The organism is Acinetobacter sp. Ac8, from assembly GCF_055392545.1.
The window spans coordinates 4186240-4212658 of record NZ_AP043689.1 but is presented as its reverse complement, the minus strand read 5'-3'; the positions used below and the strand labels follow the sequence as shown (position 1 = coordinate 4212658).

Here is a 26419-nt window from a genome sequence, read left to right as displayed (position 1 = left end):
CGGCATTGTTTAATAAAACCAGTTAAATGTAAGCTGTTTATCTTTAAATAAAAATAAATAGTACTTGATCACCATCATAACAATCTTGCTCGTCGTGTGTAGTTTGTAAGCTATATTTTTTACATAAAAATTAGTTTATTTCTCCATGAAATTCTCTATACTTGATAAATTAAATGATAATTAAGTAGCGAAAATACTAATTATTGTGAATTTAAAGCGATGAAAAAGCGATAGGTTAGGATTAATTATATAGTGCGATTTAAATACTTCATCAGCTTAATTTGCATCATATTTTTTTATCCAAATTTTAGTTTTGCTTCAAGTTTAGAAAGTGACCTTGCTGCTTTTAATCTCATTACCAACTACGAGCTTTTATTCTTTGGTGGAATATTTGTCATTTTGATGCAAGCTGGTTTTGCTGTAGTTGAAGGCGGATATGAAAATACCTATAAGTCAATTTCCGCATTATTGGTCAATTATGTTTCAGCAGTTTTAGGAACGCTTATTTTTGGTTTCTTCTGCGCAAAAATTCTTCTTGCAGGAGATGCCAGCTCCGAAAAATATATGAATGGCATGCTGCATGGCTGGCATTGGAATCTATTATTTTTTTATACCCTAATGGCCACCACAATCACCACTGTGGTTGGGCGAGTGATTCCAAGTAAAGTTCCCTTATTCGTCAACTGGATAACCGGTTTAATGATCGCAGGTGTGATCTTTCCTTTCTTTAGTAGCTGGACTTGGGGAAATATCTTATTTGGTAAGGGCTGGTTAAAAGAGTTAGGATTTATTGATTTTGCGGGTTCAACAGTGGTGCATTCCACGGCAGCATGGATTGTTTTGGCAGGCTATTTAACTTTAAAACCTCAAGACCGACAAGAAATCTTAAAAAAAGACTTAATCTTTGAAGATTATAAAATCTTATCTTTGGCATTGGCTGGCTTTATTCTTTGGCTGGCATGGTCAGGTCTAAATGTAGTTTATATCTCAGCACTCTATGCGGATATTGGAGTCATTGTTGTCAATGCCTTTGCTGCACTCTTTGGGGCAATGATTGCACCCTTGGTTTTTTCCTTGGTACTCAACAATAAAATTATTTCATGGGTTGAAATGATTAAAGGTGCTTTGGGTGGCTTGGTGGCGATCACGGCAAGTTGTGGTTTAGTGAATTTATCATCCGCATTGATTATTGGCTTGGTTTCTGGATTATTCACAATCTATTTACCCCGTTTATTGACCTATTGGATTGATTCTAAGCATATTCGTGAAGTTGTTGTGGTACATGGTATTTGTGGAGCATGGGGCACACTGGCTGTTTCTTTGACAGATAACCCCGTGATTAATTTAGCCAACAAAGCCAGTGTTATCGATCAAAGTATTGGGATTGCGGTAAATTTCGTGTGGAGTTTTGGCGTTGCATTCTTAGCATTTAAACTGATTTGTAAACTGCGTAATGCATACTCAATTAAGTCGTTAAAAAATTGAGTACTTAAAAGCTTTGAAAAAAGCCAAGCACTAAAAAAAGCGACATAAAGTCGCTTTTTTCATATTTAAGTTCTGTATTAAACGTTAGGCAACACTTTCAGGTGTCGCACGCCATAAACTTTCCAGATCATAAAATTTACGTGCTGTTGGTAGCATCACATGTACGACTACAAATCCTAAATCGATAAGGATCCATTCAGCGTCTCGTTCACCTTCAACACCAATTGGGCGAAAGCCTGCTTTACGTGCTTCTTCAGCGACATTGTCAGCAAGTGCTTTAACATGGCGTGTTGATGTCCCGCTCGCGATGACAATTGCATCTGAAACGTTGCTAATAGTGCTGACATCAAGTTGAATAATATCTTTGGCTTTTACATCAAGTAGAGCTTCTTGTACGACTTTTAAACAAGTCTGTACGTCTTGATTTTGAGTGTTCATTGCAAGTTCGTGAGAATTAGAAGCGCTGGGCGATGGTTCTAAATTCATATAAGGTATATTTTCCAGAAAATATCTCATCTTCTAATATAGCGCTTTTGTCTAAAAAATACAAATTATACAATGCAACCGTTTGCTTAAGTAAACACCTATTTAATAGCTATGGTTGTTGGAAAAATATTTTTCTTTCCATGCAAATGACTGATTTGAATGCGATTGTGGCTTGTATTCTGCTGCAATAAAGCCCGTATAGGCGCTTTGTTTTAACCAAGAAAAAATTGCAGAATAATCAATTTGTGCGGTATCTGGTTCGTGACGTCCTGGGCAGTCAGCAAATTGTATATGCCCAATCCAATCAATATTTTCTTGTAAGGCTGCCAGTACATCTTCGCCCATCATCGCCATGTGGTAACAGTCAAATTGCATTTTTAATGCAGGATGCTGTACTGCTTCTAACATTTCTTGGCCTTGTGCAATATTTTGAACCAAGAAACGTGGCATGTCTGTACCATTGATCATTTCAAATACAGGCTGAATATCACGATTAGAGAGCAGATGACAAGCCAGTTTTAAATTGTTAGCCAAGGTGTTTAAACAGGGGAGTAAATCGGCATCTTGTGGTTGTTTACCTGCCAAAATATTGACGTTTGGAACATTGAGCGCTTCTGCATATTCAATTGCAAGTTCCAAGGCTTGATGAAATGCCAGTTCTTGACCAGGCACACCAGCAAGTCCGTTTCCACCTTGCATCAAGTCACCGGTGGGAACGTTGATGAGGCAAAGGCTGAGGTCATATTGTTCAAGTTGCGCTTGAATCTCTTCAATGCTTAATTCATACGGAAATTGAATTTCTACATTGTGGAAGCCATGAAGATGTGCCAAAGCAAAGCGTTCAATGAGCGGCACTTCAGTAAAAATCAAAGATAGGTTTACTGCGAGTTTAGTCATAAGAACGCTCCTTGCTATATTTGGACTCTCATCTTCAATGTAGTAGGCAATAGATTATTTTTCAACTTATTTATGTGTAGTTCCGTGTATTTTAACCCGATTTATTTTCCACTTGATGAATGACTGTGGCTAAATCCGACTCAGCAAATCCGTTGTTTTGATGGCTTTGTAATTGCCCAAGTGCACGTTGAGCCACAGGGATTTCTAAATCAAATTGTTGTGCAAGTTGAATAGCATTATTTAAGTCTTTAGAAAGCGTTTGTACTTTCCATTGTACTGGCTCAAAAGTATGTGTTGCCATGCGTGGGGCTAAAATTTGGAAAGGTTTTGAGTCGGCAAAACCACCAGCCAAAGCTGGTGCCAATAGGGCTGTATCTACACCTGCTTTACTGGCAAGCGCAACAGCTTCCGCGATCAAGGTGCTATTGGCAGCAACGATAAGTTGGTTACAGATTTTAGTGGCTTGTCCAGTACCTGTTTCACCCATACGTGTGACACGCTGTGACAGGATATTGTAAACGAGGCTCAGTGCTTGGATCACCTCAGCATTGCCCCCAGCAAAAATAACCAGCGTGCCATTTTCAGCGCCTGCTGTTCCACCTGAAACAGGTGAGTCAATCCAAATCACCTGTTTTGTTGTGGCGCTTTCCGCCAGTTGCTTGGTTTTATCCACAGATAAACTGGAGAAATCCACAATCACTTGCTTGGCTTGTAAATAGGGCTCAATGTGCTCATAGACCAGCTGTACAGCGTTATCATCAGCAAGGCAGCTGAGAATAATCGGATATTCTGCAATATTCTCAAGCTGTAATGGGTGAGCGCCTAGATCAATAAGGGCGTCACAAGCAGATGCGGTTCTGTTCCAGACAGCGACATGCAAGCCTGCTTGGATTAATCGGGTTGCCATACGGCTACCCATTAATCCCATCCCTAAAAATGCAATTTTACTGTTACGATCAAAATTCATTTTATAACTCAAAAAGCTTTCAATAATAATTTTGGATTATTTGTATTGGCGCGGTAAAAATTTTAATTCAGGATTTTTATCCTTTTTACGTGCAATTTGACTATTTTTACCCAAGAGTAATTTTAACTGCCAAATCTTCTCTAAACGTAAAGATTTCTGAGGTTGATGTTCCATAGCATCTAAAACACGTTTAGCAGCCATCAGCGCATCTGGCGAGCGTTGCAGCATCTCTTCTGCAATGGCTTGAGCTTTTGCCAACGGTGAGTCGTCTACATGCGTCACCAAACCAATGTCTTTGGCATAATTGCCATCAAAAATACGTGCAGTGAGGGTAAGCTCTTTGGCTAAATCAATACCAATCACGCCCTTGATTGAACGGGTTAAGCCCATGTCAGGCACAAGCCCCCAACGGCTTTCCATGATTGACATTTTAGTCTCTGGGTGTGCAATACGAATATCTGCAGCCAATGCAAGTTGCATCCCAGCACCAAAGCAGAAACCTTCAATTGCTGCAATGACAGGGACAGGTAGTTCTTGCCAGATTAAAAATGCTTTTTGGAATAGGCTTTGACCGGGTTTAATCAGTTCCCAAGCAGCAAAAGCTGTATTTTTAGGGCTATTTAAGTCAGCAAGGTCAATACCTGCACTAAATACATTGGCTTCACCCGTCAGAATCACCACACGAATGCTGCGGTCTTTTTTAATCTGTTGTGCGGCGCTTACCAATTCACGGAGTAAAGCAAAACTCATGGCATTGCGTTTATCTGGACGATTTAATGAAACTGTTGCGATACCATTGTTTTTTTCTATATGTAGTAGTGCCATGATCTTGACTCATTTTTTCCTTGGTCATCAGCATAGCATGTGAATTGAATAGTTACATGACAGTAGAGTCACCGAAACTGTGTTGATGTGCCAATTGGGTAGTAAAGCCAAAACAGGATTGCAATAAAAAGATTGTTCTAATTCATGCTGTTTTAAAGAAGCAATAAAAGCCATACGCAGGATAAAACCTAGAGTCAATTTGGGTTGTATCCTGCGGATTTAAAAACAGCTTAAAACGCGATAAGAAAAGCATTTATAACGCTGAATCGGGTAGAACTGCACTGTATTTATGAAACGGGTAAAATCTGCTGTGCAGCTGTTTCAACTTCATGAATCGCCAATTGAAGCTCATCAAAGCGTTTCATCACGTCTTGGATAAAGGCTTCATCTGCTTTACGGCGCTCTTTGCGTAGCATAGAAATAAATTGTTCAAAATCACCCGTAATGCGTTGCAATTTTGGTGTGCCGACATAACGGGTAGCACCATATAAGCGATGTAAGACATGTTCTAATTGCGGGAAGTCCTCAAGCTCAATGAGTTGCTCGATTTCAGCCAGCTCTGTTGGAAAACTGTCGACGAGCATTTTTAACAAATCTTGTGCGAGATCTTCTTTATTGGCTGCTAAAGCAAGACTTTGTTTCCAATCTAAAATATACGCATCCAGCGCTTCTATATATACTGTATTTTCGATAGGCTGCTGATGTTGAATAAATTTATCGCTTGTCCAATTGGTGAGAATTTGAATAATTTGTTCAATCTGGATCGGCTTGGTTACATAGTCATCCATACCCACTTTGAGTAGTTTTTGCTTCTCATCAGCCAATGCGTGAGCTGTCAATGCAATAATCGGCATCCGCATACCATCTAAGGTAGATTCCAAAGAGCGAATCGCCCGTGTGGTATCTATCCCAGACATGACTGGCATTTGAATATCCATAAAGATAAGATCAAATGGTTTTGCGCCTTGTTCAACCCCTTGTTGAATAATGGTTAAGGCTTCTTGACCACTGAGAGCTTTGGTGGTTTTTACATTGAGCTCACCTAATAGCGCTTCTAGTACGATCAAATTCGGTAAATGATCATCTACTGCTAAAACGTGTAAATCTTGCCCTTTAAAGTCTTTATGATGTTCTTGTTCAAAAACAGGCTGATTACTTAATAGTTGAATCACTGAACTACGGCTCAGTGGCTGATACAATGGACGCGCTTTATATTCAGTCAACATATTTGGATCAAGTGACATTTGATAACCATATACCGCCAAATGACCTTGATAGCGACCACGAATTTCTTTAAGTAAGGCTTCGGTATCTCCACTGTGATCAACGATCAACCAGGTGTTTTCAGTATTTTTTTCTAAGCTATTTAGTCGGCTAAACAGATCTAAAATCGATTGTGCTTCGGTGTGCTGAACTTGATAGTCTTCTAAGTAATGACGTAATACGTTGGCGGTTGCAGGGTGTGCCAAGAAAGACACCACATTTAAGTTTTTAAATGATGGATGAACAATTTCTTCATCTTCATTTACCGTTAACATGGCGGTAAACCAGAAGGTTGAACCTTTTTCTGTTGGTGCGCGTTCTTGGTTATCTTCAAAGCCAATTTGACCATGCATTAAATGTACAAGTTGCTTGGAAATGGCTAAACCGAGTCCTGTACCACCAAATTGGCGAGTGACAGAAGCATCACCTTGAGAGAAGGATTCAAATAGTCGTTTACGATCGGTGCCACTTAAACCAATACCACTGTCTTGTACACTAAAGTGCAGCAAACATTGTCCGATATCATCGTGTTCCATCCGCGCACGAACAATAATTTCACCATCAGGGGTGAATTTAATCGCATTGGAAATAAGATTGGTCAGCACCTGTTTAAAGCGTAAGGCATCACCAATGACATGTTTAGGCACATTGTCTGCAAAATAGAATGCCATCTCGATATGTTTTTGCGCTGCCAATGGCGAGAGCATATCCATCACATCGAAAATTGCTTCTTCAAGATCAAAAGGCGCAGTTTCGAGTTCTAATTTACCTGCATCAATTTTCGAGAAATCGAGTACATCATTAATCAATGCCAATAAATGTGCAGAAGACTTACGGATGGTCTGTAAATATAAACTTTGATCATTGCTTAAATTGTCTTGGCGCAACATCAAATGAATAAAGCCATCAATACTATTTAATGGGGTACGTAATTCATGACTGATATTGGCAAGGAAGACCGACTTCGCCTGATTGGATGAAATCGCCTGATCACGGGCTTGTTTATAGGTAATGTTCTGGACTTCTAAGGTGTCTAATGTACGACGTAAATCATCTTCTGTTTGTTCAGTATGTTCTTTTAGTTCAAGGAAACTGAAATGTAGCCGTTTCACTACATTGGCAATATCACGCTGTAATAAGCGCAGTTCCCCTGTACTGTTGATCACCATATGTTGATCAAGCGTATCTGCATTTAAGCGTTGCAATTGCATCCGAATTTCGTACATCGGTGCAATCCAGCGTCTTGAATAGAAGTTTAGACACAATAGAAGCAACAAGAGCGTTAATAAGGCAGTCGTAATCAATACGATCATGACACGATAATGTGAAATTTCTAAAGGTTGATTATCAAGTTCAATCACCAACCACATATTTTCAGCAGATTTAGTGGGGTTTAGTTTAATCCCATAAATATTGTTGTACTTATTTTGAATTGGTCCAAAGAAAGTGCCTGATTTTGGAATTTTTGGCCAAGCACGTTGATTTTGGTAGCCTACACTTAAATGATTGACATTATTTTCATCTAAAATCGCTGCACTGAGTAAATGCTTTTCGTTAAACATTTTTTGTAAAATGCTTTCAGCTTTGGCGTGTTGAATTGGATCTTGTTCCATGACTGCGGTGAGTTGCTCAGCAGTATATTGGTAACGGCTCAATATCGCGATGGCTTGGAAGCGCTGTTTGGACTTGGCAGCAGCTGATGTTTCAGAAAGAACCAGTGCTGTTCCAACACATGCCAAAATCATAATTGGCACGAAAATTAACGCAATAAGTTGACCATAAGCGTGATTGAGTTTTAAGCGTTTAAAGAGTTTTTTATTGAAATTCGACATTGTTCCAGCAACTCATTGCCCATGGCAAAGATATTAACATGCTTTAATCATCCTGCATGACAATATGACTAAAAATCTTGTGAATTGAAAATGAGTTATGCTGTTTTATAGATAACTTTATCATTTCTAATTCTAAGTAAAGTTTATTTTTTTATATGTATTTAATTTTATTCAATAAAGAAAATCATGCTCCTGCTTGGGTCTGTTGATATATATGAATTTAGTTTGATCATTCCAAGCAAAATGAAGCGGAAAGATGTGCAGTATGTTTCTTTTTTTCATACAATATGCCCACCTCGATATAGGTGCAACCGATGAGTCACACACAACCTGATTTCTTAGCCGACGAATTTTTGTTAGATCACTATGTAGGAAAAACTCCTTTGGTGCGTTTACAACGTTTGGCAAGTCATACTCAAGCAACAGTATTGGCAAAGCTAGAAGGCAATAATCCTGCTGGTTCTGTCAAAGATCGTCCTGCATATAACATGATCATGAAAGCTGAACAGCGTGGTCAAATTAAGCCGGGTGATACGTTGATCGAGGCGACGAGTGGAAATACTGGGATTGCGTTGGCAATGGTCGCCGCAATGCGTGGTTATAAAATGAAATTGATCATGCCGGGGAACTCTAGCCAAGAACGTAAAGATGCGATGCGTGCCTATGGCGCTGAATTGATCGAAGCAACCAATATGGAAGTTGCGCGTGATATGGCTTTGCAAATGCAAAGTGAAGGCCAAGGTTTAGTATTAAATCAGTTTGGCAACCCAGACAATGTAGAAGCACACTACCTGACCACAGGTCCTGAAATTTGGCAACAAACCGCAGGGAAAATCACCCATTTCGTGAGCTCTATGGGCACAACGGGCACGATCATGGGGATCTCTAAATATTTAAAAGAACAAAATCCAGATATTCAAATTATCGGATTACAACCTTCAGAAGGTTCAAATATTGCGGGTATTCGTCGTTGGCCTCAAGAATACTTACCGACTATTTTTGATCCAAGCCGTGTCGATCAGATCATGGATATTCCGCAAATTGAAGCAGAAAAAACCGCACGCCGTTTAGCACGTCAAGAAGGCATTAGTGCTGGGACCTCTTCAGGTGGTGCTGTATGGGCATCGGTTAAAATTGCTGAAGAAAATCCAGACGCAGTGATTGCCTGTATTGTCTGTGACAGAGGTGATCGTTATCTTTCTACAGGTTTGTTCTCTGTTGAGGATCAAGAATAGTTGCTTCGAAGTCATAAATTGCTTCATGATGGCAAACTTGAGTATTGAGTAAAGCTTTTATGCGTCTTCCAGTTTTAGTTTTTGATATCGAAACCCTGACCGATCTTAAGTCAGGGGCGCATTTGTATGGCTTGGATTTACCACAGGATGATTTAGAACAGGCGTTGGCAAAACTACGCCGTCAAGAATCGGGGATGGATTTTCAGCGCTTGGCTTTACATGAAATTGTCTGTATTTCAGGATTGTGGATTGATGAAAATGGTGTGATGAAACTGTTTTCATTTAGTCGAGAGCACTATACTGAAACTGAAATTTTACAAAAATTTTTATCTATCTTTGATAAAAGACATCCAACACTCGTGAGCTGGAATGGCTCACAGTTTGATTTGCCTGTGATTTTATTCCGTGCCATGTATCATGGACTATCTGCACCAAGTTTGTTCGATCAAGGTGAGATTGACACACAAAAAAGGTATAATAACTATCAGAACAGATACCACAACCGTCATGTCGACTTAATGGATGTCATGGCGATGTTTAATGGACGTCATTTCCAGAAATTGGATGATGTTGCGCATTTATTGGGTTATCCCGGTAAACGTGGTATTTCAGGCTATTTTGTTCCCGAATATGTGAATACACAGCAATGGTTGAAACTCACCAGCTATTGCGAAGGTGATGTTTTAAATACATGGTTGATTTTCTTAAGATGGGCTTTGCTTAAAGGTCAGATTTCTTTGCAAGATCACCGTTTATGGATTCAAGCCTCGATTCATTATTTGCAAGGACAAGCTCAACAACATGAGTTTTTAAATGTTTGGCGTGAAACCTCACAGCGAACTGAATTTACTCAAGCAGATTTTTCCTCCACACCCGATTAGGTATCCCTTTGAAACATAGAGCTAAACCTCGACCATCTCAGCTTCCACAATATATTTTTAAAGTTGAAAGATTGTCACACGAAGGGCGAGGGATTGCGCATTATGGAACAGAACTCAATCATCCAAGTGAAAAGCAGGGTAAAAAAGTTTTTATTCGCTATGCACTGCCTGGTGAAATCGTAAAAGCTCAAGTGACGCGTCAAGTATCCAAACTTGAAGAAGCGGACAGTATTGAATTACTCAGTGAGCCAAATCCACATCGTATTCAACCGATCTGCCCACATTTTGGTACTTGCGGTGGATGCAATATGCAACATATTCATCCAGATGAGCAAATTCGCTTAAAACAAGATGTTTTAAAGTCACATCTCAGCCACTTTGCAGGCTTAGTACCTGAACAGTGGTTAGCGCCATTGCGTTCAACGCGTACCGACTATCGGCATAAAGCCCGAATAGGGGTGCGTTATTTAGCTAAACAAAATAAATTATTGATGGGTTTCCGTGAAGCACAGAGCAATCACTTAACTGCAATTGAAACCTGTAAAATTTTAGATATTGAATTAGATCAAGCCTTACCTGAAATCAAGGCATTACTCGAAAGTCTAAAAGGCAAAAGCAGCATTGGTCATATAGAATTAGCCAAAGGCGATAGCGAAATTTCATTATTGGTTCGCCATACTGAAAAATTAAAAGCCCATGATGTCAACCTATTGCAACAATATGCGTTACAGAAACAGTGGCAGTTGTATTTGCAACCTGCGGGTGTGGAAAGTGTACAACGGCTAGATGATGCTCAGGCAGACATGCATTTGCATTACCGGTTAAAAGATTTTGATATCGAGTTTGCGTTTAATCCAACAGATTTTACCCAAGTGAATCCCACTGTAAATCCACAGATGGTTAATCTGGCATGTGATTTGCTTGAGTTGAAAGCAGGTGAAACTGTTTTGGATTTATTTTGTGGATTGGGGAATTTTTCTCTGCCGCTCGCTCGACGTGTGGGTGCTACAGGAAAAGTCATTGCTGTTGAAGGTAGCGAAGCGATGGTGAAGCGTGGTACAGAAAATGCACTGAACAATCGCATAAGCAATGTTAAATTCTATTCACAAGATTTAACAAAAGACTTTTCGCATTATTCTTGGGCAAATCAAGGATTTGATGCATTATTGATTGACCCTCCTCGTGCGGGTGCAGAACAAGTTATGCATTATTTGCCCAAATTTGGTGCGCAAAGAATCGTTTATGTGTCGTGTAATCCCGCAACATTGGCCAGAGATGCTGGAATTTTGGTACAACATGGTTATCAGCTCACTAAAGCTGGTGTGATGGACATGTTTACGCACACAGGGCATGTAGAATCGATTGCTTTGTTTGAAAAGAAATTAGAGATAAACGATTTATAATGAAATATAGAGTTAGAGGAGTAGGGTATGGTCACAGTACGTGAGCAACTTCCTGATCAGCTCAATGAGCTATCAGAGGAAGCGACTGTAGAACATGCCGATGAAGCGCAACAGGCTCTAGCAACTTGGCTAGATCGAGTGCGTGGAATTTTAGACGGTGCTGAACTTAAGCAGTTAGAAGAAGTCGCGCAATTAGTATTACAAAAAGAATTGGCGACCACAGTAAATTCCAGAACCAATACCTTTGCAACAGGCATTGGGATGGCCGATATTCTCGCGCATTTACATGTCGATGAAGATACGCTGGCAGCAGCTGTGCTTTATCGTAGTGTGCGTGAGGATCTCACCACCTTAGAGGAAATACAGCAGCAATGCGGTGAGCAGGTTTACAACCTTGTCAAAGGCACTTTGGCGATGGGTAAACTTTCTGAACTGATTGAAAAGAATAAACGTTTAGAAGATCACTTTAATAATAATCAGCGTGAACATCTGACGGGCATCTACAAGATGTTGATTTCTGTGACAGAAGATGTCCGAGTGGTCTTGATTAAACTGGCTGAACGGACCTTTGCTTTACGTGAATTGGCGCATTCTTCAAAAGAACGTCAAGAGCGTGTTGCACGAGAAATTCTCACCATCTATTCACCTTTGGCGCATCGTTTAGGCATTGCCCAATTAAAATGGGAGCTCGAAGATCTTGCTTTCCGTTATTTGGCACCAGAACGTTATAAAGAGATTGCTTCTTTACTCAATGAAAAGCGTCTAGAGCGTGAACAATATATTCAGTTTGTGGTAGATAAACTCAAGAATGAGCTGGCTGGGCATGATATTGAGGCCGAAATATCAGGTCGGGTAAAACATATTTATTCGATCTACCGCAAAATGAAGAGTAAAAATCTAAGTTTTGATCAGCTTTATGATATTCGCGCGTTACGGGTTTTGGTTAAATCTGTCGCAGAGTGTTATCACGCTTTAGGCATTGTGCATCAAATTTGGCGTCATATTCCTCATCAGTTCGATGACTATATTACCAATCCCAAAGCCAATGGTTATCGCTCTTTGCATACTGCGGTGATTGCAGAAAATAAATCTTTGGAAATCCAGATCCGAACCAAAGAAATGCATGAAGAAGCCGAGTTGGGCGTGTGTTCACACTTCAATTATAAAGAAGGCTCGAAAACCACCGACTATTCATTTAATCATCGTTTGCATTCTTTACGTGCAGTGCTTGAACATTATCAAGAACGTACCGAAACCAGTGCACATCCCAATGAAGATGAAACAGAAGATTTTGAACAAATTCAAGATTTTGAAGGGTTTGAAAAAATCTATGTGTTTAGTCGTGATGGCGATATTAAAGAACTACCACGCGGATCGACGGTGCTTGATTTTGCTTATCATGTGCATACTGAGGTCGGCAATAAGTGCTATGCATCACGGGTCAACCAACGCTATGTGCCGTTAACCTATACCTTAAAAACAGGTGAACAGGTTGAGATTTTAACCAAGAAAGATCGTGAACCCAATCGTGATTGGTTGGTTAACTCTTTGGGTTATATTAAAACAGCGCGTGCGCGTGACAAGTTGCGCCACTGGTTTAGACAACAAGATCGCAGTAAAAATCTGGAAGTTGGGCGTGAGCTACTCAATAAAGAACTTTCACGTTTAGCGATTCACCCGAAAAGTATTGATTTAAGTGATTATTGTAATCATTTCAATGTGAAAACTGGGGATGACATCTTGGTGTCATTGGTGAGTGGGGAAATTAGCCTGCATGCCTTGATCAATCAAGTCAATCGCCACATGCACTTAGATCAGGATGAACCAGAGCTGGTGTTAAAACCAACATTAAATCCACGCGCAAGTCATACCTTGTCGGCGCATGGAATTTTAATTGATGGTTTGGACAATGTTGAATTACATATTGCACAATGTTGTCAGCCTGTTCATGGTGAATCGATTGCTGGGTATATCACATTGAATCGTGGTGTCAGTATTCACAAGGTTGCATGCCCAGATTATATGCGCATGATCAAGTTAGAACCAGATCGTGCGGTGGAAGCGGATTGGGAAATGCAACCGACACGTGGGCAAAGTGTGCAAATTGTGGTGGAAGCGTATGATCGCCGTGGTTTGTTAAAAGATTTGACCCAAGTGATTTTTTCAGATCAGATCAATATCCGTCAGGTGAATACGATTTCTGAAGCAGATGGTATTGCCAATATGAAATTGTTGATTGAAGTGAAAGGCTTGGCGCAATTGTCTCGCCTCTTGGCGAGATTAGAACAACAGCCTGGCATTATCAGTGCTCGACGCTTGGTTCAAGGCAATTAGTTCGCTGTTCTGACATTATTTATTTCAAAAAAACCTGCACAATGCAGGTTTTTTTGATTTGAAATCACCCTATAAAAATTACACGCTACATTTTTTTGAGTTTTGGTAAATGGCGATATTTTCTATGTTGGCTTGAGCATCAGTCATAAGTTGAGTATCGACTTGACCAGGATCTGACTCAGTCGAGACCTTATTGGCAAAGCCTCCAGCTTTGGATGCTGTATCAGAGCCCCCACCAAAAGCATTTAAAGCACTACTTGCAAGACCCGCCCATTTACTAATGGTTTTGCCTGTTGCCTTAGTTTCAGAAGTGGAGAGCACGCGGCTTGCATTGGCTTTTTCAACAGCAAGCGCGGCACAATCCATACTTTTTAGTTCAGTAGTGCTCAGTGGGGCAGCAGTTAGGATTGTACTTGATGCAAGTATGGTTATTGTTAGGAGTGTTTTTTTCATTGTTTATTCCATTTGCACATTGGAAACAAAACTATAAATTAAAATAACAAAAACAAAAATTACAAAGCTGTTAGGAAGCGAAATAGGCGCTTCCATAAGGCGGCATTACAATCAAAATCTAAAATATTTTTATATCAATATAAATGACTTAAGCCTATAAGCCATAATTTTTTTATGACCTATAGGCGAGCAAAAATTACTTTTTGGTGAGCAGTAAATTGGCTAAACGATTGACAAACTGGGGGCTGATTGCAGAGAGTTGGAACATAATTTTGGTTTTCAATCCCACAGGCGTATGCGTAGCCGTTAAGATGCTTCCTTTGGCTTTGACTAAGCCAAACACTTGTTCGGCAACATCTTGGGGCGTGAGACTAACCCCAATATTTTGAATCGCGCCTGCATCCATGTCTGTCACCATCGCTGTTTGGACAAAAAGCGGCATCACATCCAGTACACGAATGCCATATTTTTGCCATTCGATATCTAATCCTTCTGTAATACCGCGTACGGCAAATTTACTGGCAGAATAAGAGACTAAATCTGCTTGTCCATAAATGGCTGATGCTGAGGAAAGATTGATGATACGCGCAAATTTTGCTTCTTTCAGATAAGGAAGTGCGGCATGACAGCCATTTAAAACGCCATTGACATTGATATTGATTGTGCGGTGATGGTCACTAATCTCGGTTTTTTCAAAATCTCCAGAATAAAGAATCCCAGCATTATTGACTAAAATGTTGAGGCCATTTGCCCATTGAGAAAATTCTTTAAGCGCGGTTTGCCATTGTGCATAATCGCGCACATCTAATTTGCCCGCTTTGGCATTGTCACCCAATTGATCTGCTAAAATTTGAGCCTGCGCTTCATTGATATCATAAATACCAACTTGATAACCTTGTTGGTAGAATAGACGTGCAATCGCAGCCCCAATCCCTTGCGCAGCACCACTAATGAATATGCTTTGACTCATTGCAGCATCCTTTTTAGTTTATTTTGATTGCAAAGAGTTGAACATAAAACATGCATAACAACAAGTGTTGTGCAGTCATTTGTTATTGATCTTAAAGGACATAAAATGCAACAGCTATTCGCCATCATGAAACAATTACGTGCAGAATGCCCTTGGGATCGTGAACAGACACCTGAAAGTTTAACGCGCTATGCGATTGAAGAAGCATATGAGGTAGAAGAAGCAGTACGTTCTGGTGATATAGATGAAATTAAAAATGAATTAGGTGATTTATTGCTACAAGTGGTTTTTCAATCACAGATGTACAGTGAGCAGGGGGCTTTTGATTTTAACGATGTTGTCGATGTACTTTGTCAAAAATTGATCCGACGCCATCCACATGTTTTCCAAAAACAACAATTTGATAATTTAACGCCTGAACAAGTGTCGGTGTTGTGGCAGGAAATTAAACAACAAGAAAAACAGGGCAAAACTCAATCTCGATTAGATGCGGTAAAACATGGTCCCGCTTTATCTCAGGCAGAAAACATTCAAAAAAATGTCGCAAAAGTAGGCTTTGATTTTCCTGATGTGGCGCAGGCCTACGATAAAGTCAAAGAAGAACTGGCAGAGTTTGAAGAGGCGCTGCAATCGGAAAAACCTGATGAAATTATGGATGAATTTGGTGATTGTTTATTTTCTTTAATTAATGTAGGGCGTAAACTAGGCATTTCAAGTGAGATGGCGCTGTTAGGAACCATTTATAAATTTAAATCTCGCTTTGCTTATATTGAAGATCAAATCAATTTTAAAAATAAAAGATTAGAAGATGTGTCTTTAGAAGAAATGGATCTTCTTTGGGATCAGGCAAAGCAACAATTAAAATCACAGGTTAGCAATGAGTAATCAGCATTTTTATTTTAATCGTGTAGTAAAACTAATTAAATCGTCTTTTTTATTGGTGCTTTTGAGTTGCTCCTTGAGCTTGTATGCACAACAGTTTGATCAAGCTTATCTCAACTGGAAAGCACAACAACAGGTCCATGATGCACAATTAAAAAAAGTCGACGATCAATACTATCTTTCACGACCGAATAGCCAAAAATCGCCATCGAATAGCAATCACAAAGGCCCATCATCATCTGCTCAGTCTTCAAGCAGCTCTGCTTTAAAAGTCAGTTTAAATTCTGCAAATGCTGAACAATTACAACAGCTCACGGGTGTGGGGGCAAAGAAAGCACAGGCGATTATTGCTTATCGTAATCAGAATGGCGGATTTAAAAGTATCGATGACTTAAAAAAGGTCAAAGGGATTGGCGAGAAACTTTTCGAGCAGAATAGAGCACGGCTGAGTTTATGATGGGTTTAACAGCCTGTAGATCGACGAATTATCAATAGTCCATAAATTCAAGTGAAGTTTGCGAGAATCAAATTGCCCTTTAGCTGTGTAAGCGATATCATTAGCACAATTATGATTTTTACGTCCTGACGTAGGAGACAGTGTCTTTTGCAAACTTTGCGTGCGTCAAAGTGTGGGTTATCCACCGCTCAATTACCTTCCTCCATTTTAGATGTTATTGATTCTTTAACTAAAGCTGGCTATGAAGCTTATATAGTCGGTGGTGGTGTACGTGATTTAATGCTTGGCTTAAATCCGAAAGACTACGATGCTGTGACCAATGCAACACCTTCACAGGTGAAAGAGGTATTTGGTCGTCGTTGCCGAATTATTGGGCGACGTTTTGAATTGGCACATGTGTACTCAGGTCGTGAATTGATTGAGGTGGCGACATTCCGTGCCCCACCGAAAAAAGCCATTACCTCTGCACAAGGGATGATTTTACGTGACAACAATTGGGGAACAATAGAGCAAGATTTTGCTCGACGTGATTTTTCCATCAATGCCATGTATTACCAACCTCGAAAAGGGGAAGTGCTCGATTTTTGTCATGCTATTGATGATATAAAAACTAAAACTTTAAGACTATTGGGTGATCCAGCACTTCGTTTTGAAGAAGATCCAGTACGGATGTTGCGTACATTACGTTTTGCTGCGAAGTTAAATTTTAGTATAGATCCTAAAATATTAGACGTTTTTACCCAAGAAATGACGCAATTGCTGCGTGATGTTTCTCCGCATCGTTTATATGATGAGTCGCAAAAATTATTCACCATGGGGCATTTGCATCGTGTGATGCCGATGTTGATTGAATTTGGTATTTGGAAGCAATTATTTGCTGATATTAGCCCTGAGATTACCCAATTTATAGAGCGTGCAGCGAAAAATACCGATCAACGGATTCAAATGGGTAAAACCATTAATCCTGCATTTTTCTATGCGGTATTGCTCTGGAATAATTTCTTAGCGCGTTGTGATTTCTACCATGCTAAAGGTGTAGTTGCTGCAGAAGCACGAGCTCAAGCAGGCTTAGATGTGTTAAAACGTCAAGCGACACGAACCATTATTCCTCGTTTTGCCGAAACCTTTATTCGTGAAGTCTGGGAAATGCAAAGCCGTTTGCTTAACCCGAAACCACAACAGATTGAAGCGCTTTCGGGTCATGCACGTTTCCGTGCAGGATTTGACTTCTTGTTGTTGAGAGAGAAGTCAGGTGATGCTTCTACCAATGGCATGGGTGCATGGTGGGAAGCTTACCAAGACATGTCGACTGATGAGAAAGAGCGTGCAATTGGCAGCTATAATCGTCAGCGTGCTAAGAGTCGTAAGAAACTTGCTGAAGTTGCCCCTGTTGAAGATGTAAAAGCAGCAGCTTCCACGCAAATTGAACCATTGGTGAAAGAACAAGAATCTCGTAGCCGTCGTTCGCGGACTAAGCCAAATTCAACATCATCTCAAGATTTTAGAAGTAGAAATGATGCTCGAACAGCAGTAAACAAAGGCGAGATCACAGCGGATCATCCAATTACCAAGCGTAGACGCGTACAACGTGATTTAAGCAGTGTGATTTTTGGACCGACCCAATCATGATTAAAACCTATATTGGTTTAGGCAGTAATTTAGGTGATTCTGAGCAAATTTTACGGGAAGCTGTAGAAAAACTCAGAAACTTAGGTGTTGTTATCGTTTCAAAGCTGTATCAAAGCCCGCCGATGGGGCCTCAAGATCAGCCAAATTATCACAATGCAGTTGCAGAATTACACACCGATTTAGCGCCTTTGGCCTTGCTGGATGAACTGCAACGTATTGAAAATGAATCAGGTCGAGTACGGTTACGCCGCTGGGGTGAGCGTACTTTAGATCTAGATCTTTTGCTTTATGCTGAAAAAAACATTATAAATGAGCGGCTCACAGTACCGCATATCGGTATTTTAGAGCGTGATTTTGTGGTGATTCCATTGTTGGATCTCGATCCTGAGCTCCAAGTCAATGGACAATCATTGCAAAAGTTAGATTTCGTGCAACATTCAACCCTTAGTGTTTTAGCAGATCAGTCATGGGCTGATTAAAGGATTGAATGGGCAGAGGAACTCTCATTGATAGAGGAATATCGTCATGATTAGCCTAAGTGATTTAAGACAATTCAAAACTCAGGGACGTAAATTTTCATGCTTAACTTGCTATGATGCAAGTATGGCAAAAGGTATGGAAGTTGCTGAGATTGACACCATTTTGATTGGTGACTCTTTAGGGATGACAATCCAAGGGCATGATTCTACCTTGCCTGTGACTGTTGCAGATATGGCTTATCATACTGCGGCTGTGCGTCGTGCAAATCAACATGCGTTTGTGCTGTGTGATTTACCCTTTATGAGTTATGCCACGCTCAATGATGCGTTGCTCAATTCAAAAACCGTGATGCAAGCGGGCGCTCAAATGGTGAAAATTGAGGGCGGTGAGTGGCTGGCTGAAACTGTAGAAGTTTTGACACGAAATGGTATTCCTGTTTGTGTACATTTGGGTTTAACACCACAATCAGTGCATGTTTTTGGTGGTTATAAATTACAAGCGAAAACGCGTGAATCAGCAGATCAACTGATTGCGGACTGTAAAGCTGTAGTTGATGCAGGTGCGGCTGTGTTATTGCTTGAATGTGTTCCGGCACAGATGGGTAAAGAAATTGCCGAATTGTTCCCACATGTTCCTGTGATTGGCATTGGTGCTGGTGCAGATACCGATGGTCAAGTACTTGTGGTGCAAGATATGCTTGGTTTGACGTTTGGTAAAGTGGCACGTTTTGTACGTAATTTTATGAAAGAACAAGCAGGGGAAACTGCAATCGTGGATGCATTTAAGGCATATCATGTTGCTGTACAAGAGCAATCATTCCCTGCCAAAGAACATACTTTCCAAGTAGAGCTGTAAACATGAAAACAGAAACGACCATTCAAGGATTAACAGCATCACTTCAACCTGCTCGATCGGCACGTAAAATCATTGGTTTTGTACCGACGATGGGAAATCTACATCAAGGCCACTTAAATCTGGTTCGTGAAGCGCGTAAATTATGTGATGTGGTGGTGGTCAGTATTTTCGTCAATCCAATCCAATTTGGACCGAATGAAGATTTTGATAATTATCCTCGTACACTTGAGCAAGACAGTAATTTGCTTGCTGAAGTGGGTTGCGACATTGTTTTTGCACCTTCTGTGGAACAAATGTATGGTAAATTCCCACGCTTAACCAATATTAGTGTGGGCGAAATTACCAATGACTTGTGCGGATTACAACGTCCAGGTCATTTTGATGGTGTTGCTGTTGTTGTCACCAAATTGTTTAATATTGTACAGCCGAACTTTGCATTTTTTGGACAGAAAGATTATCAACAATTGGCTGTGATTAAGCAGGTTGTTCGTGATTTGAATATGCCAATTGAAGTGATTGGTGTGCCAATTGCACGTGCTGAAGATGGTTTGGCCTTAAGTTCTCGTAATGGTTACTTATCTGAACAAGATCGTCAAACAGCTCCTGTTATTTTTAAGAGCTTAACGACTGCTGAACAAGATTTACATGCAGGTAAAGCACTTGTAGATGTCTTGGCGCAAATTCGTGAAAGTTTAAATGATGCAGGGTTGGTTGTGGATTATGTCGAAGCACGTAGTCCAACGTTGCAAAAAGTTGAACAATTCGACCAAGATGTTGTATTGTTTGTTGCAGCGAAATTAGGCAAGACTCGTCTGATTGACAATTTACAAGTAAAACATTTGACATAAACTTTGCTTTTAGGATCGCCATGCCATGAAGCGCATACTTATCGTAACAGGACAGTCTGGTTCAGGTAAATCATCTGCTTTGCAGGTGCTTGAAGATTTGGGTTATTACTGTATCGATAATTTGCCTTTGGCATTGCTTCCTGAAATCGTTGAAAAGCTGGATAGAGAAAACAATTTAGAATTATTGGCACTCGGTGTCGATGTTCGAAGCGCCAAAGAAGATTTACAAGGTTTTGATCAGGTTTTTCAACAGTTACAGAAACATGGCAGCGTAGACGTTATTTATTTAACGACACGTGATCAGGAGTTGATTTCACGTTTTAGCGCATCGCGACGTCCACATCCTTTGTCAAACCGCTTCCAAAGTTTGAATGAATGTATTCAAGAAGAAAAAAATTTATTGCTCCCCATTCAACTGCGAGCAACAGTACATATCGATACAACGGATAAAAGTGTACACGATTTAAAAGATACCTTATTGTCCAAACTGGGACAGTCCGATAAACTCATTTTAATTTTGCAATCTTTTGGTTATAAACATGGTATTCCATTAGATGCAGATTTTGTTTTTGATGTAAGGCATTTGCCGAATCCACATTGGGATTTAGAGTTACGTAAATATTCGGGTTTAGATGAACCAGTACGTAAATTTTTAGAAGCCAGCGAGCAAGCAAATGAGATGTATCAAGACATCTATCAGTTTTTAAATAAGTGGTTGCCTGCTTTTTCGGAAGGTCATCGTCACTATATTACAGTGTCAATTGGCTGTACGGGGGGGCAACATCGTTCGGTTTATATTGTGGATAGGTTGAAAAAGGCTCTTGAGTCGAAATGGACTATTCAGGTATTACATAGAGAAATGAAGCACTGGTCATGATTGACACAACTGTTGACGTAATTAATAAATTAGGATTACATGCGCGTGCATCTGGAAAACTAATTGAAGTCACGACTAAATTTAAATGCTCTATTCAAATTGGTAAGGGTGACAAGTTAGTCGATGCCAAGAATATCCTTTCTTTACTTATGCTCGGAGCGGGTAAAGGAACCACCTTGCGTCTAGTGATTGATGGTGCAGATGAAGAAAAAGCTTTGTCTGAAGTTCAAGCACTGTTCGCAGATAAATTTTACGAGGCAGAATAATCGTGGCACGTCGTCCGCAACGTTTTACTGAAGATGATTTTGAGTCTTTAGAAGGGCGTGCAAGTAAAACCGAACAGAAAAAAGCTGTACAACGTATGGCTGCTTTAGGTGAACAACTCGCAGAGTTGTCAAAGAAACAAATTGAATCTTTACCTGTTGAAGATCGGTTGATTGAGGCTTTGCTTGATGTGCAATTGATCACATCTTTTGAAGCACGTCGCCGTCAATTTCAGCGGATTGGTAAGCTTTTGCGTAATGAAGATGAAGCTATCATTTTGTCTTATTTAACCCCTAAACAAGGGATTAAAAAGTTGGCGCAATTGGATCGTTGGGTTGATCGAATGATTGAACAACGTGATCCTGCAATTAAAGAATTCTGTAAATCTTATAATGCTGCAGAAAGTCATTCTTTACGTCAGCATGTATTGCGCATTCATCGGGATATCACCCGTCAAGCCACTGCTGAAGAATTAGCGGCTTCTAAACTTAAGTTATTAAATTATGCCCAACAAGTGGCTTTGATTTCGGATAATTCCAAGTAAACTCAAATAAATGATCGTGACAAATAAAAAACGACCCTTTTGGGTCGTTTTTTATATTTAACCGAGATAGGAATTAAACTTTTGATGGCATCATGGGCATGTTTTCGCCTGCTTTAAATTCTGGCTGGAATTTAACAACACATTTACCATCGATGATTTTATCACCCATTTTTACTTGGATTGCCTTGCCATCAGTTTGGCCTGCACATGATTTTTGAATCGCATCCCACTGCGCTTTACGTTCTGCACGTTTTTGTGCAAATTCTTGCTTAATTTGAGCACGTTGTTCTTCGGTCATGTCTTTCATACGTGGCCCATCATGGCGCATCATATGACCACGTTGTTCTCCATCACGACGGAAATCTTGTTTCATTTCTTTCATCGCCTTGTGATCAGGCTTGAATACGATATTACATGTACCATTAATATTTTGCTGACCTGCTGTCACCTGAACCGTTTGACCAATTGCTTTGCCATCACAGGCTTTTTGCATTTGTTGGCGTAACGCTTTATGTTGAGCACGTTTCTGTTTCATTTCTTCGCGTTGTTCTGGTGACATTTTATGATGTTCACCATGCATCATTGGACGGCCATCTGGACCGTCTTTAGGACCAGGATTGGATTGGCAGGCTGTTAAAGCCCCCGCAGTTAAAATACTTGCTGATACCAGTGCGATTTTTGTCATTGCTTTCATTGTTACTACTCCAATGAATATTTTGATGTTCTGTTGATACAGTAAAGATTAAATAATAATGATGTAGAAACAATGGAGAGAATTTTGAGCAACTGTTGGGTACAATGTTGAAATGAGAAGAAAAACGTGAGACCAGTTTTGAAAATACGTCGAGTTCCCATTGCATTACGCTTATTTCTGACCGTTTTATTGACAACTTTAGTCATTACAACAGTGAGCTTGGGTGTCTTACATTGGACCATGCAAAAGAACTTTGCCAGATATGTTGCAGATGTTGAAATGCAGAAACTTGATCATCTGATCGAAAACTTGGCAGATGTATATGGGGTCTATCAAGACTGGGGTAACGCGGTTCAAGCACAGATTTTGCAAATTGAAGGTGATGCTGCGCCTGATGATTATGATAAATTATCACGCTGGTGGCTACGTCGTCAGTATGATATCGCTTTACAGCAACGCTACTTTAAAGAACATACAATGGTGGCGACTTTGGGACAAACGGACGGTGCCGTTCATAAGTCTCAACTGGATAAAGAAGAACTGAAAATTCTCGAAGAAAATTTACCCTCAGCTTATCAACCTTTTGAAGGTTTGAAATTCCCGCTTAGTTCAAATCAAAACTTATATAGACCCTCGGATCGTAAAGCAAATAAACCGCCTATAGGCAAAGATAAAGGTCATCTTTCAGCAGGACACGAAGCACCAGCTTCTGCAGCGAAAGAAGCATCAACGCGAGATCCGATGCGAACGGTAAATCCGCAGAATGGCAAAAAGATATTTGTGTCATTGCCTGACCGTTTGGGTCTGAGTTCACGACTTTCTTTATATGATGCAAAACAACAGTTTATTTTAGGTGAGCCGTCAGATGATCAGGTGTCTTATCGTCCGATTTTAGTCAATGATGAAGTGGTCGGTTATTTGGGTTTAAAACCAGTTTTAGATCAGGATGATGCACTGAGTATTAACTTCTTTAGTAATCAAAAGCGTTATTTAGTGCTGATTTATATCTTCACCTTCTTATCCAGCTTGGTTGCAGCATTGTTATTGGCGACTTATTTTAAAACACCGATTCAACGTTTGTTGAATGCAACTCGCGAATTAACCAAAGGGAACTACCAGCATCAAGTGGTGATTAACCGCAATGATGAATTAGGAGACTTGTCGACAGAGTTAAATCAACTGGCTGTTATTCTCGACCAGCATGAAACATCACGCCGTCAGTGGGTTGCAGATACTTCACATGAGTTAAAAACGCCATTAGCAGTATTGCAAGCACAGATTGAAGCCATGCAGGATGGAATTCGCAAGCCGACACCAGAACATTTTGAAGCGATGTTACGTCAGGTTACGAGCTTGAAGAAGTTGACACAGGATTTAGCCGATTTGGCGCAAGCTGAAGCACAACAATTAAAATGCTACTTTGCAGAAATTGATCCGTGGTCGGTGGTCTTACAAGAAATCGAGAATTTTAAACCTAAATTTGAACAGGCTGATTTAACAATTTCAGCCACAGGTGAGGGAGCGAAATTACAATTAGATATAGATCGCTTTAAGCAAATTATGGTCAACTTACTTGGAAATAGTATTCGCTATACTGAGGCAGGTGGTGAAGTCCAAGTGCATACAGAGCAAGATGCAGATTCTTGGAGTGTGATCGTCGATGATAGCCCATTGGGTTTGAGTGATGAACAGATTGCACACTTGGGCGAACGTTTCTATCGTGTGGATAATTCACGTACACGTAGTACAGGCGGTACAGGATTGGGATTGGCTTTATCAGGTAAAATTGCACAAACACTCGGTGGTCAGCTTACTTTTGATCATTCGCCATTAGGCGGTTTGCGTTGCAAACTGACATTTTCAAAACATACTAAAGTTTAAAAGGAATAGTACAACATGAAGCATATCATGCTGGTAGAGGATGAAGTTGAACTTGCGCAATTGGTGCGGGATTATCTAGAAGCAGCGGGCTTTGAAGTCAGTATGTTTCATGATGGTCAAGAAGCGTATGACAGCTTCCTGCAACGCAAGCCAAGTTTAATGGTGTTGGATTTGATGGTCCCACGTATGGATGGTTTGACCATTTGCCGTAAAGTGCGTGAGCAAACCGACTTACCGATTATCATGGTGACTGCACGAACGGAAGAAATCGATCGTGTCTTGGGTTTAAATATGGGAGCAGATGACTATGTCTGCAAACCTTTTAGCCCAAAAGAGTTGGTGGCACGTGTACAAGCGGTATTACGCCGTTTAGAACGTAAAGCTGAACCTGAAGCCAATGACTTATTTCGTATTGATAAAGCACAACAACGTATCTGGTATCAACAAAAATCGTTGAATTTAACGCCAACTGAATTCCGCCTTTTAGAGCTTTTCCTCGAACATTTGGGACAAGTCTATTCTAGAGCGCAACTTTTAGACCATATTAACCCAGATAGTTTTGATGTTGCTGACCGTGTTATTGATAGTCATATCAAGAACTTACGCCGTAAAATATCTGAAGCAGCGGAAACTGGAAATCGTCATGAATGGGTACAAGCTGTTTATGGCGTAGGCTACCGTTTTGAATATCCAGAAGATTAAGTTTTCGACATTTTAAGTTCATCATTGTGGATAAACACAGGTTTATCCACAGATATTGTGGGTAAATGTTTATAAATGTAAAAAGTTATGTTTGAAAAATAAACATATAACTTTATGTTTATTGATACATTCTGATTTTGACTGAATCGTGGATAGATAGAGCTTAGGTCTGTTGATCAAATGTGCGATCCAAAGCCCGCTAATTATTTAATGTGTTGATAAACCGCCAATACCTGCTTTTGGGCTTTGGTCAGGCTCTTGCTCACAAGCTCATAAGAGCCTTCAACTAAGTCTTGAATCAGATCAGCACTGATCTGTTCGCCTTCATAGACTGAAATCCAATGACGTTTATTCATATGGTAGCCCACCTGAATCGAGGGGTAGAGATCTCTCAACATTTCGCCATGATCAGGTTCAACTTTTAAATTAATCAGTTTTTTGCCATGCAGTTCAGAGCCTAACATAAACATTTTTCCCATCACTTTAAAAACAGGAACATCCTCACCAAAAGGATAGTCAAGTTCGGATTTAGGTAAATGTGATGCAATCTTAAATGCTAAAGTTCGGATTTCTTCACCAGTCATCATTGTCTCTTTTTAAAATATTCTTTATGAATAAATGCTAATCACTGTTCCATCATCGACCAGCTTCCAAATTTCATCCATGTCTATATTTCTAACGGCAATACACCCCCATGTCCAGTCATTTCTAGGTAAGTAGGTCATTAAACTAGGCAGCTTTTCCACTTGTGAGCGTGTTGCTGAACCATGAATCATAATGTCACCACCAGGAGAAACACCAAGTTGGTTGGCTTTAGATTTATCCTGTTGGTTTGGATAGGACACATGCAGCGATTTATAAAATGCACTATTGGGATTCCGCCAATCTAGAATATAACGACCTTCAGGGGTTTTTCCATCACCTTCTTTAACTTTATGTCCAATAGGATCAAAGCCTAAGCGCATTGGATATGTTCGTATGTCTTGATCATGATGCATGAGTTTAACAATACGATCTGATTTATAAACTTTAACTTCGGTGATTGGCGTGTTTTGACGAAGACGTTGAATCTCTTGCTCAGATAAATTCTGCACATGTATAGCAGCATTTGCGGTTGGAATAAATTGATTATATTTTTGATAAGTCCAAACACTTGTTATAGCTATAGCCAAAAGAATCAAGCATGGAATGAGGTATTTTTTATTCATTTTAGAATACTAATGTTGTAAAACCCTGTATTGCCTAAATTTTATTCATTCTAAAGACAAAAGCTGT

Annotated in this window: 26 protein-coding genes; 16 read left to right on the top strand and 10 right to left on the bottom strand. The window is 40.0% G+C overall.

Features of this window, described 5'->3' with window-relative positions:
• Nucleotides 1-252: 252 nt before the first annotated feature.
• On the top strand, nucleotides 253-1485 hold the full coding sequence (locus ACZ5QH_RS19965; RefSeq protein ID WP_034612350.1) for an ammonium transporter: 1233 nt from the start codon (nucleotides 253-255) through the stop codon (nucleotides 1483-1485).
• A gap of 84 nt (nucleotides 1486-1569) precedes the next feature.
• On the opposite strand, the gene rsfS is transcribed toward ACZ5QH_RS19965, so the two are convergent.
• From rsfS to ACZ5QH_RS19940, 5 genes are all read right to left on the bottom strand, one after another.
• Nucleotides 1570-1971, bottom strand: a complete 402-nt coding sequence (rsfS, locus tag ACZ5QH_RS19960; RefSeq protein WP_034612353.1) for a ribosome silencing factor — start codon at nucleotides 1969-1971, stop codon at nucleotides 1570-1572.
• Nucleotides 1972-2073: 102 nt separating this feature from the next.
• Nucleotides 2074-2868: a hydroxypyruvate isomerase family protein gene (locus ACZ5QH_RS19955; RefSeq protein WP_034612357.1), complete on the bottom strand. Its 795-nt coding sequence runs from the start codon at nucleotides 2866-2868 to the stop codon at nucleotides 2074-2076.
• 91 nt (nucleotides 2869-2959) lie between these two features.
• On the bottom strand, nucleotides 2960-3835 hold the full coding sequence (locus tag ACZ5QH_RS19950; protein WP_303577388.1) for an NAD(P)-dependent oxidoreductase: 876 nt from the start codon (nucleotides 3833-3835) through the stop codon (nucleotides 2960-2962).
• 36 nt (nucleotides 3836-3871) lie between these two features.
• Entirely contained in the window at nucleotides 3872-4660 is a 789-nt protein-coding gene (locus ACZ5QH_RS19945; protein ID WP_034612363.1) for a crotonase/enoyl-CoA hydratase family protein, read from the bottom strand.
• Between the two features lie 287 nt (nucleotides 4661-4947).
• A complete protein-coding gene (locus ACZ5QH_RS19940; protein ID WP_034612366.1) occupies nucleotides 4948-7755 on the bottom strand; it encodes a GacS-like sensor histidine kinase in 2808 nt (935 codons plus the stop codon).
• Nucleotides 7756-8069: 314 nt separating this feature from the next.
• Here ACZ5QH_RS19940 and cysM point away from each other — a divergent pair, with 314 nt between their 5' ends.
• From cysM to ACZ5QH_RS19920, 4 genes are read left to right on the top strand one after another with little or no spacing between them, the layout of a single operon-like run.
• Nucleotides 8070-8990 carry a cysteine synthase CysM gene (cysM, locus tag ACZ5QH_RS19935; RefSeq protein WP_303577387.1) on the top strand — a complete coding sequence of 307 codons (921 nt, stop codon included), beginning with the start codon at nucleotides 8070-8072 and terminating at the stop codon, nucleotides 8988-8990.
• 59 nt (nucleotides 8991-9049) lie between these two features.
• Nucleotides 9050-9871, top strand: a complete 822-nt coding sequence (locus ACZ5QH_RS19930; protein WP_004817004.1) for a 3'-5' exonuclease — start codon at nucleotides 9050-9052, stop codon at nucleotides 9869-9871.
• A gap of 8 nt (nucleotides 9872-9879) precedes the next feature.
• On the top strand, nucleotides 9880-11274 hold the full coding sequence (gene rlmD / locus ACZ5QH_RS19925; protein WP_303577386.1) for a 23S rRNA (uracil(1939)-C(5))-methyltransferase RlmD: 1395 nt from the start codon (nucleotides 9880-9882) through the stop codon (nucleotides 11272-11274).
• Nucleotides 11275-11301: 27 nt separating this feature from the next.
• Entirely contained in the window at nucleotides 11302-13608 is a 2307-nt protein-coding gene (locus ACZ5QH_RS19920) for a RelA/SpoT family protein (RefSeq protein ID WP_004725915.1), read from the top strand.
• Nucleotides 13609-13686: 78 nt separating this feature from the next.
• On the opposite strand, the gene ACZ5QH_RS19915 is transcribed toward ACZ5QH_RS19920, so the two are convergent.
• Entirely contained in the window at nucleotides 13687-14061 is a 375-nt protein-coding gene (locus ACZ5QH_RS19915) for a hypothetical protein (RefSeq protein ID WP_004817008.1), read from the bottom strand.
• Nucleotides 14062-14257: 196 nt separating this feature from the next.
• A complete protein-coding gene (locus ACZ5QH_RS19910; protein WP_303577385.1) occupies nucleotides 14258-15031 on the bottom strand; it encodes an SDR family oxidoreductase in 774 nt (257 codons plus the stop codon).
• 105 nt (nucleotides 15032-15136) lie between these two features.
• On the opposite strand from ACZ5QH_RS19910, the gene mazG reads away from it, so the two are divergent.
• The 9 genes from mazG (at nucleotide 15137) to yjgA (ending at nucleotide 21867) form a co-directional block, all read left to right on the top strand.
• A complete protein-coding gene (gene mazG, locus ACZ5QH_RS19905; protein WP_034612378.1) occupies nucleotides 15137-15916 on the top strand; it encodes a nucleoside triphosphate pyrophosphohydrolase in 780 nt (259 codons plus the stop codon).
• Nucleotides 15909-16370 (top strand): ComEA family DNA-binding protein, encoded by a 462-nt coding sequence (locus ACZ5QH_RS19900; protein ID WP_303577384.1) that lies wholly within the window; start codon nucleotides 15909-15911, stop codon nucleotides 16368-16370. Before mazG ends, ACZ5QH_RS19900 begins: the two co-directional genes overlap by 8 nt.
• 147 nt (nucleotides 16371-16517) lie before the next feature.
• Nucleotides 16518-17999, top strand: a complete 1482-nt coding sequence (gene pcnB / locus ACZ5QH_RS19895; protein ID WP_034612381.1) for a polynucleotide adenylyltransferase PcnB — start codon at nucleotides 16518-16520, stop codon at nucleotides 17997-17999.
• Nucleotides 17993-18478, top strand: a complete 486-nt coding sequence (gene folK / locus ACZ5QH_RS19890; protein WP_035370594.1) for a 2-amino-4-hydroxy-6-hydroxymethyldihydropteridine diphosphokinase — start codon at nucleotides 17993-17995, stop codon at nucleotides 18476-18478. Before pcnB ends, folK begins: the two co-directional genes overlap by 7 nt.
• Nucleotides 18479-18524: 46 nt before the next feature.
• Complete coding sequence (gene panB, locus ACZ5QH_RS19885; RefSeq protein WP_239044860.1) at nucleotides 18525-19334, top strand: 3-methyl-2-oxobutanoate hydroxymethyltransferase; 810 nt, start codon at nucleotides 18525-18527, stop codon at nucleotides 19332-19334.
• 2 nt (nucleotides 19335-19336) lie between these two features.
• Nucleotides 19337-20182, top strand: coding sequence for a pantoate--beta-alanine ligase (gene panC / locus ACZ5QH_RS19880; protein WP_244014102.1), 846 nt, complete (start codon nucleotides 19337-19339; stop codon nucleotides 20180-20182).
• 25 nt (nucleotides 20183-20207) lie between these two features.
• Nucleotides 20208-21059 (top strand): RNase adapter RapZ, encoded by an 852-nt coding sequence (rapZ, locus tag ACZ5QH_RS19875; RefSeq protein ID WP_004725931.1) that lies wholly within the window; start codon nucleotides 20208-20210, stop codon nucleotides 21057-21059.
• Nucleotides 21056-21325 carry an HPr family phosphocarrier protein gene (locus ACZ5QH_RS19870; RefSeq protein WP_004725933.1) on the top strand — a complete coding sequence of 90 codons (270 nt, stop codon included), beginning with the start codon at nucleotides 21056-21058 and terminating at the stop codon, nucleotides 21323-21325. Before rapZ ends, ACZ5QH_RS19870 begins: the two co-directional genes overlap by 4 nt.
• A 2-nt stretch (nucleotides 21326-21327) precedes the next feature.
• A complete protein-coding gene (gene yjgA, locus ACZ5QH_RS19865; RefSeq protein ID WP_004725935.1) occupies nucleotides 21328-21867 on the top strand; it encodes a ribosome biogenesis factor YjgA in 540 nt (179 codons plus the stop codon).
• Nucleotides 21868-21940: 73 nt separating this feature from the next.
• On the opposite strand, the gene ACZ5QH_RS19860 is transcribed toward yjgA, so the two are convergent.
• Nucleotides 21941-22561 carry a hypothetical protein gene (locus ACZ5QH_RS19860; RefSeq protein ID WP_239044862.1) on the bottom strand — a complete coding sequence of 207 codons (621 nt, stop codon included), beginning with the start codon at nucleotides 22559-22561 and terminating at the stop codon, nucleotides 21941-21943.
• A gap of 138 nt (nucleotides 22562-22699) precedes the next feature.
• On the opposite strand from ACZ5QH_RS19860, the gene baeS reads away from it, so the two are divergent.
• Together baeS and ACZ5QH_RS19850 are read left to right on the top strand one after the other, a co-directional pair.
• Nucleotides 22700-24442: a sensor histidine kinase efflux regulator BaeS gene (gene baeS, locus ACZ5QH_RS19855; protein ID WP_303577407.1), complete on the top strand. Its 1743-nt coding sequence runs from the start codon at nucleotides 22700-22702 to the stop codon at nucleotides 24440-24442.
• A gap of 15 nt (nucleotides 24443-24457) precedes the next feature.
• The gene (locus ACZ5QH_RS19850) at nucleotides 24458-25144 is read left to right on the top strand and encodes a response regulator (RefSeq protein ID WP_004725942.1); all 687 of its coding nucleotides are present in this window, start codon (nucleotides 24458-24460) and stop codon (nucleotides 25142-25144) included.
• 203 nt (nucleotides 25145-25347) lie between these two features.
• On the opposite strand, the gene ACZ5QH_RS19845 is transcribed toward ACZ5QH_RS19850, so the two are convergent.
• Both ACZ5QH_RS19845 and ACZ5QH_RS19840 read right to left on the bottom strand, forming a co-directional pair.
• The gene (locus ACZ5QH_RS19845; protein WP_004725945.1) at nucleotides 25348-25728 is read right to left on the bottom strand and encodes an MmcQ/YjbR family DNA-binding protein; all 381 of its coding nucleotides are present in this window, start codon (nucleotides 25726-25728) and stop codon (nucleotides 25348-25350) included.
• 24 nt (nucleotides 25729-25752) lie between these two features.
• Nucleotides 25753-26352 (bottom strand): L,D-transpeptidase family protein, encoded by a 600-nt coding sequence (locus ACZ5QH_RS19840; RefSeq protein ID WP_166781821.1) that lies wholly within the window; start codon nucleotides 26350-26352, stop codon nucleotides 25753-25755.
• Between the last annotated feature and the right edge of the window lie 67 nt (nucleotides 26353-26419).

Coding starts and splice junctions, on each gene's coding strand:
- rsfS (WP_034612353.1), bottom strand. CDS start 1,971: ATGAATTTAGAACCATCGCCCAGCGCTTCTAATTCTCACGAACTTGCA.
- ACZ5QH_RS19955 (WP_034612357.1), bottom strand. CDS start 2,868: ATGACTAAACTCGCAGTAAACCTATCTTTGATTTTTACTGAAGTGCCG.
- ACZ5QH_RS19950 (WP_303577388.1), bottom strand. CDS start 3,835: ATGAATTTTGATCGTAACAGTAAAATTGCATTTTTAGGGATGGGATTA.
- ACZ5QH_RS19945 (WP_034612363.1), bottom strand. CDS start 4,660: ATGGCACTACTACATATAGAAAAAAACAATGGTATCGCAACAGTTTCA.
- ACZ5QH_RS19940 (WP_034612366.1), bottom strand. CDS start 7,755: ATGTCGAATTTCAATAAAAAACTCTTTAAACGCTTAAAACTCAATCAC.
- cysM (WP_303577387.1), top strand. CDS start 8,070: ATGAGTCACACACAACCTGATTTCTTAGCCGACGAATTTTTGTTAGAT.
- ACZ5QH_RS19930 (WP_004817004.1), top strand. CDS start 9,050: ATGCGTCTTCCAGTTTTAGTTTTTGATATCGAAACCCTGACCGATCTT.
- ACZ5QH_RS19920 (WP_004725915.1), top strand. CDS start 11,302: ATGGTCACAGTACGTGAGCAACTTCCTGATCAGCTCAATGAGCTATCA.
- ACZ5QH_RS19915 (WP_004817008.1), bottom strand. CDS start 14,061: ATGAAAAAAACACTCCTAACAATAACCATACTTGCATCAAGTACAATC.
- ACZ5QH_RS19910 (WP_303577385.1), bottom strand. CDS start 15,031: ATGAGTCAAAGCATATTCATTAGTGGTGCTGCGCAAGGGATTGGGGCT.
- mazG (WP_034612378.1), top strand. CDS start 15,137: ATGCAACAGCTATTCGCCATCATGAAACAATTACGTGCAGAATGCCCT.
- ACZ5QH_RS19900 (WP_303577384.1), top strand. CDS start 15,909: ATGAGTAATCAGCATTTTTATTTTAATCGTGTAGTAAAACTAATTAAA.
- panB (WP_239044860.1), top strand. CDS start 18,525: ATGATTAGCCTAAGTGATTTAAGACAATTCAAAACTCAGGGACGTAAA.
- panC (WP_244014102.1), top strand. CDS start 19,337: ATGAAAACAGAAACGACCATTCAAGGATTAACAGCATCACTTCAACCT.
- rapZ (WP_004725931.1), top strand. CDS start 20,208: ATGAAGCGCATACTTATCGTAACAGGACAGTCTGGTTCAGGTAAATCA.
- ACZ5QH_RS19870 (WP_004725933.1), top strand. CDS start 21,056: ATGATTGACACAACTGTTGACGTAATTAATAAATTAGGATTACATGCG.
- ACZ5QH_RS19860 (WP_239044862.1), bottom strand. CDS start 22,561: ATGAAAGCAATGACAAAAATCGCACTGGTATCAGCAAGTATTTTAACT.
- ACZ5QH_RS19850 (WP_004725942.1), top strand. CDS start 24,458: ATGAAGCATATCATGCTGGTAGAGGATGAAGTTGAACTTGCGCAATTG.
- ACZ5QH_RS19845 (WP_004725945.1), bottom strand. CDS start 25,728: ATGACTGGTGAAGAAATCCGAACTTTAGCATTTAAGATTGCATCACAT.
- ACZ5QH_RS19840 (WP_166781821.1), bottom strand. CDS start 26,352: ATGAATAAAAAATACCTCATTCCATGCTTGATTCTTTTGGCTATAGCT.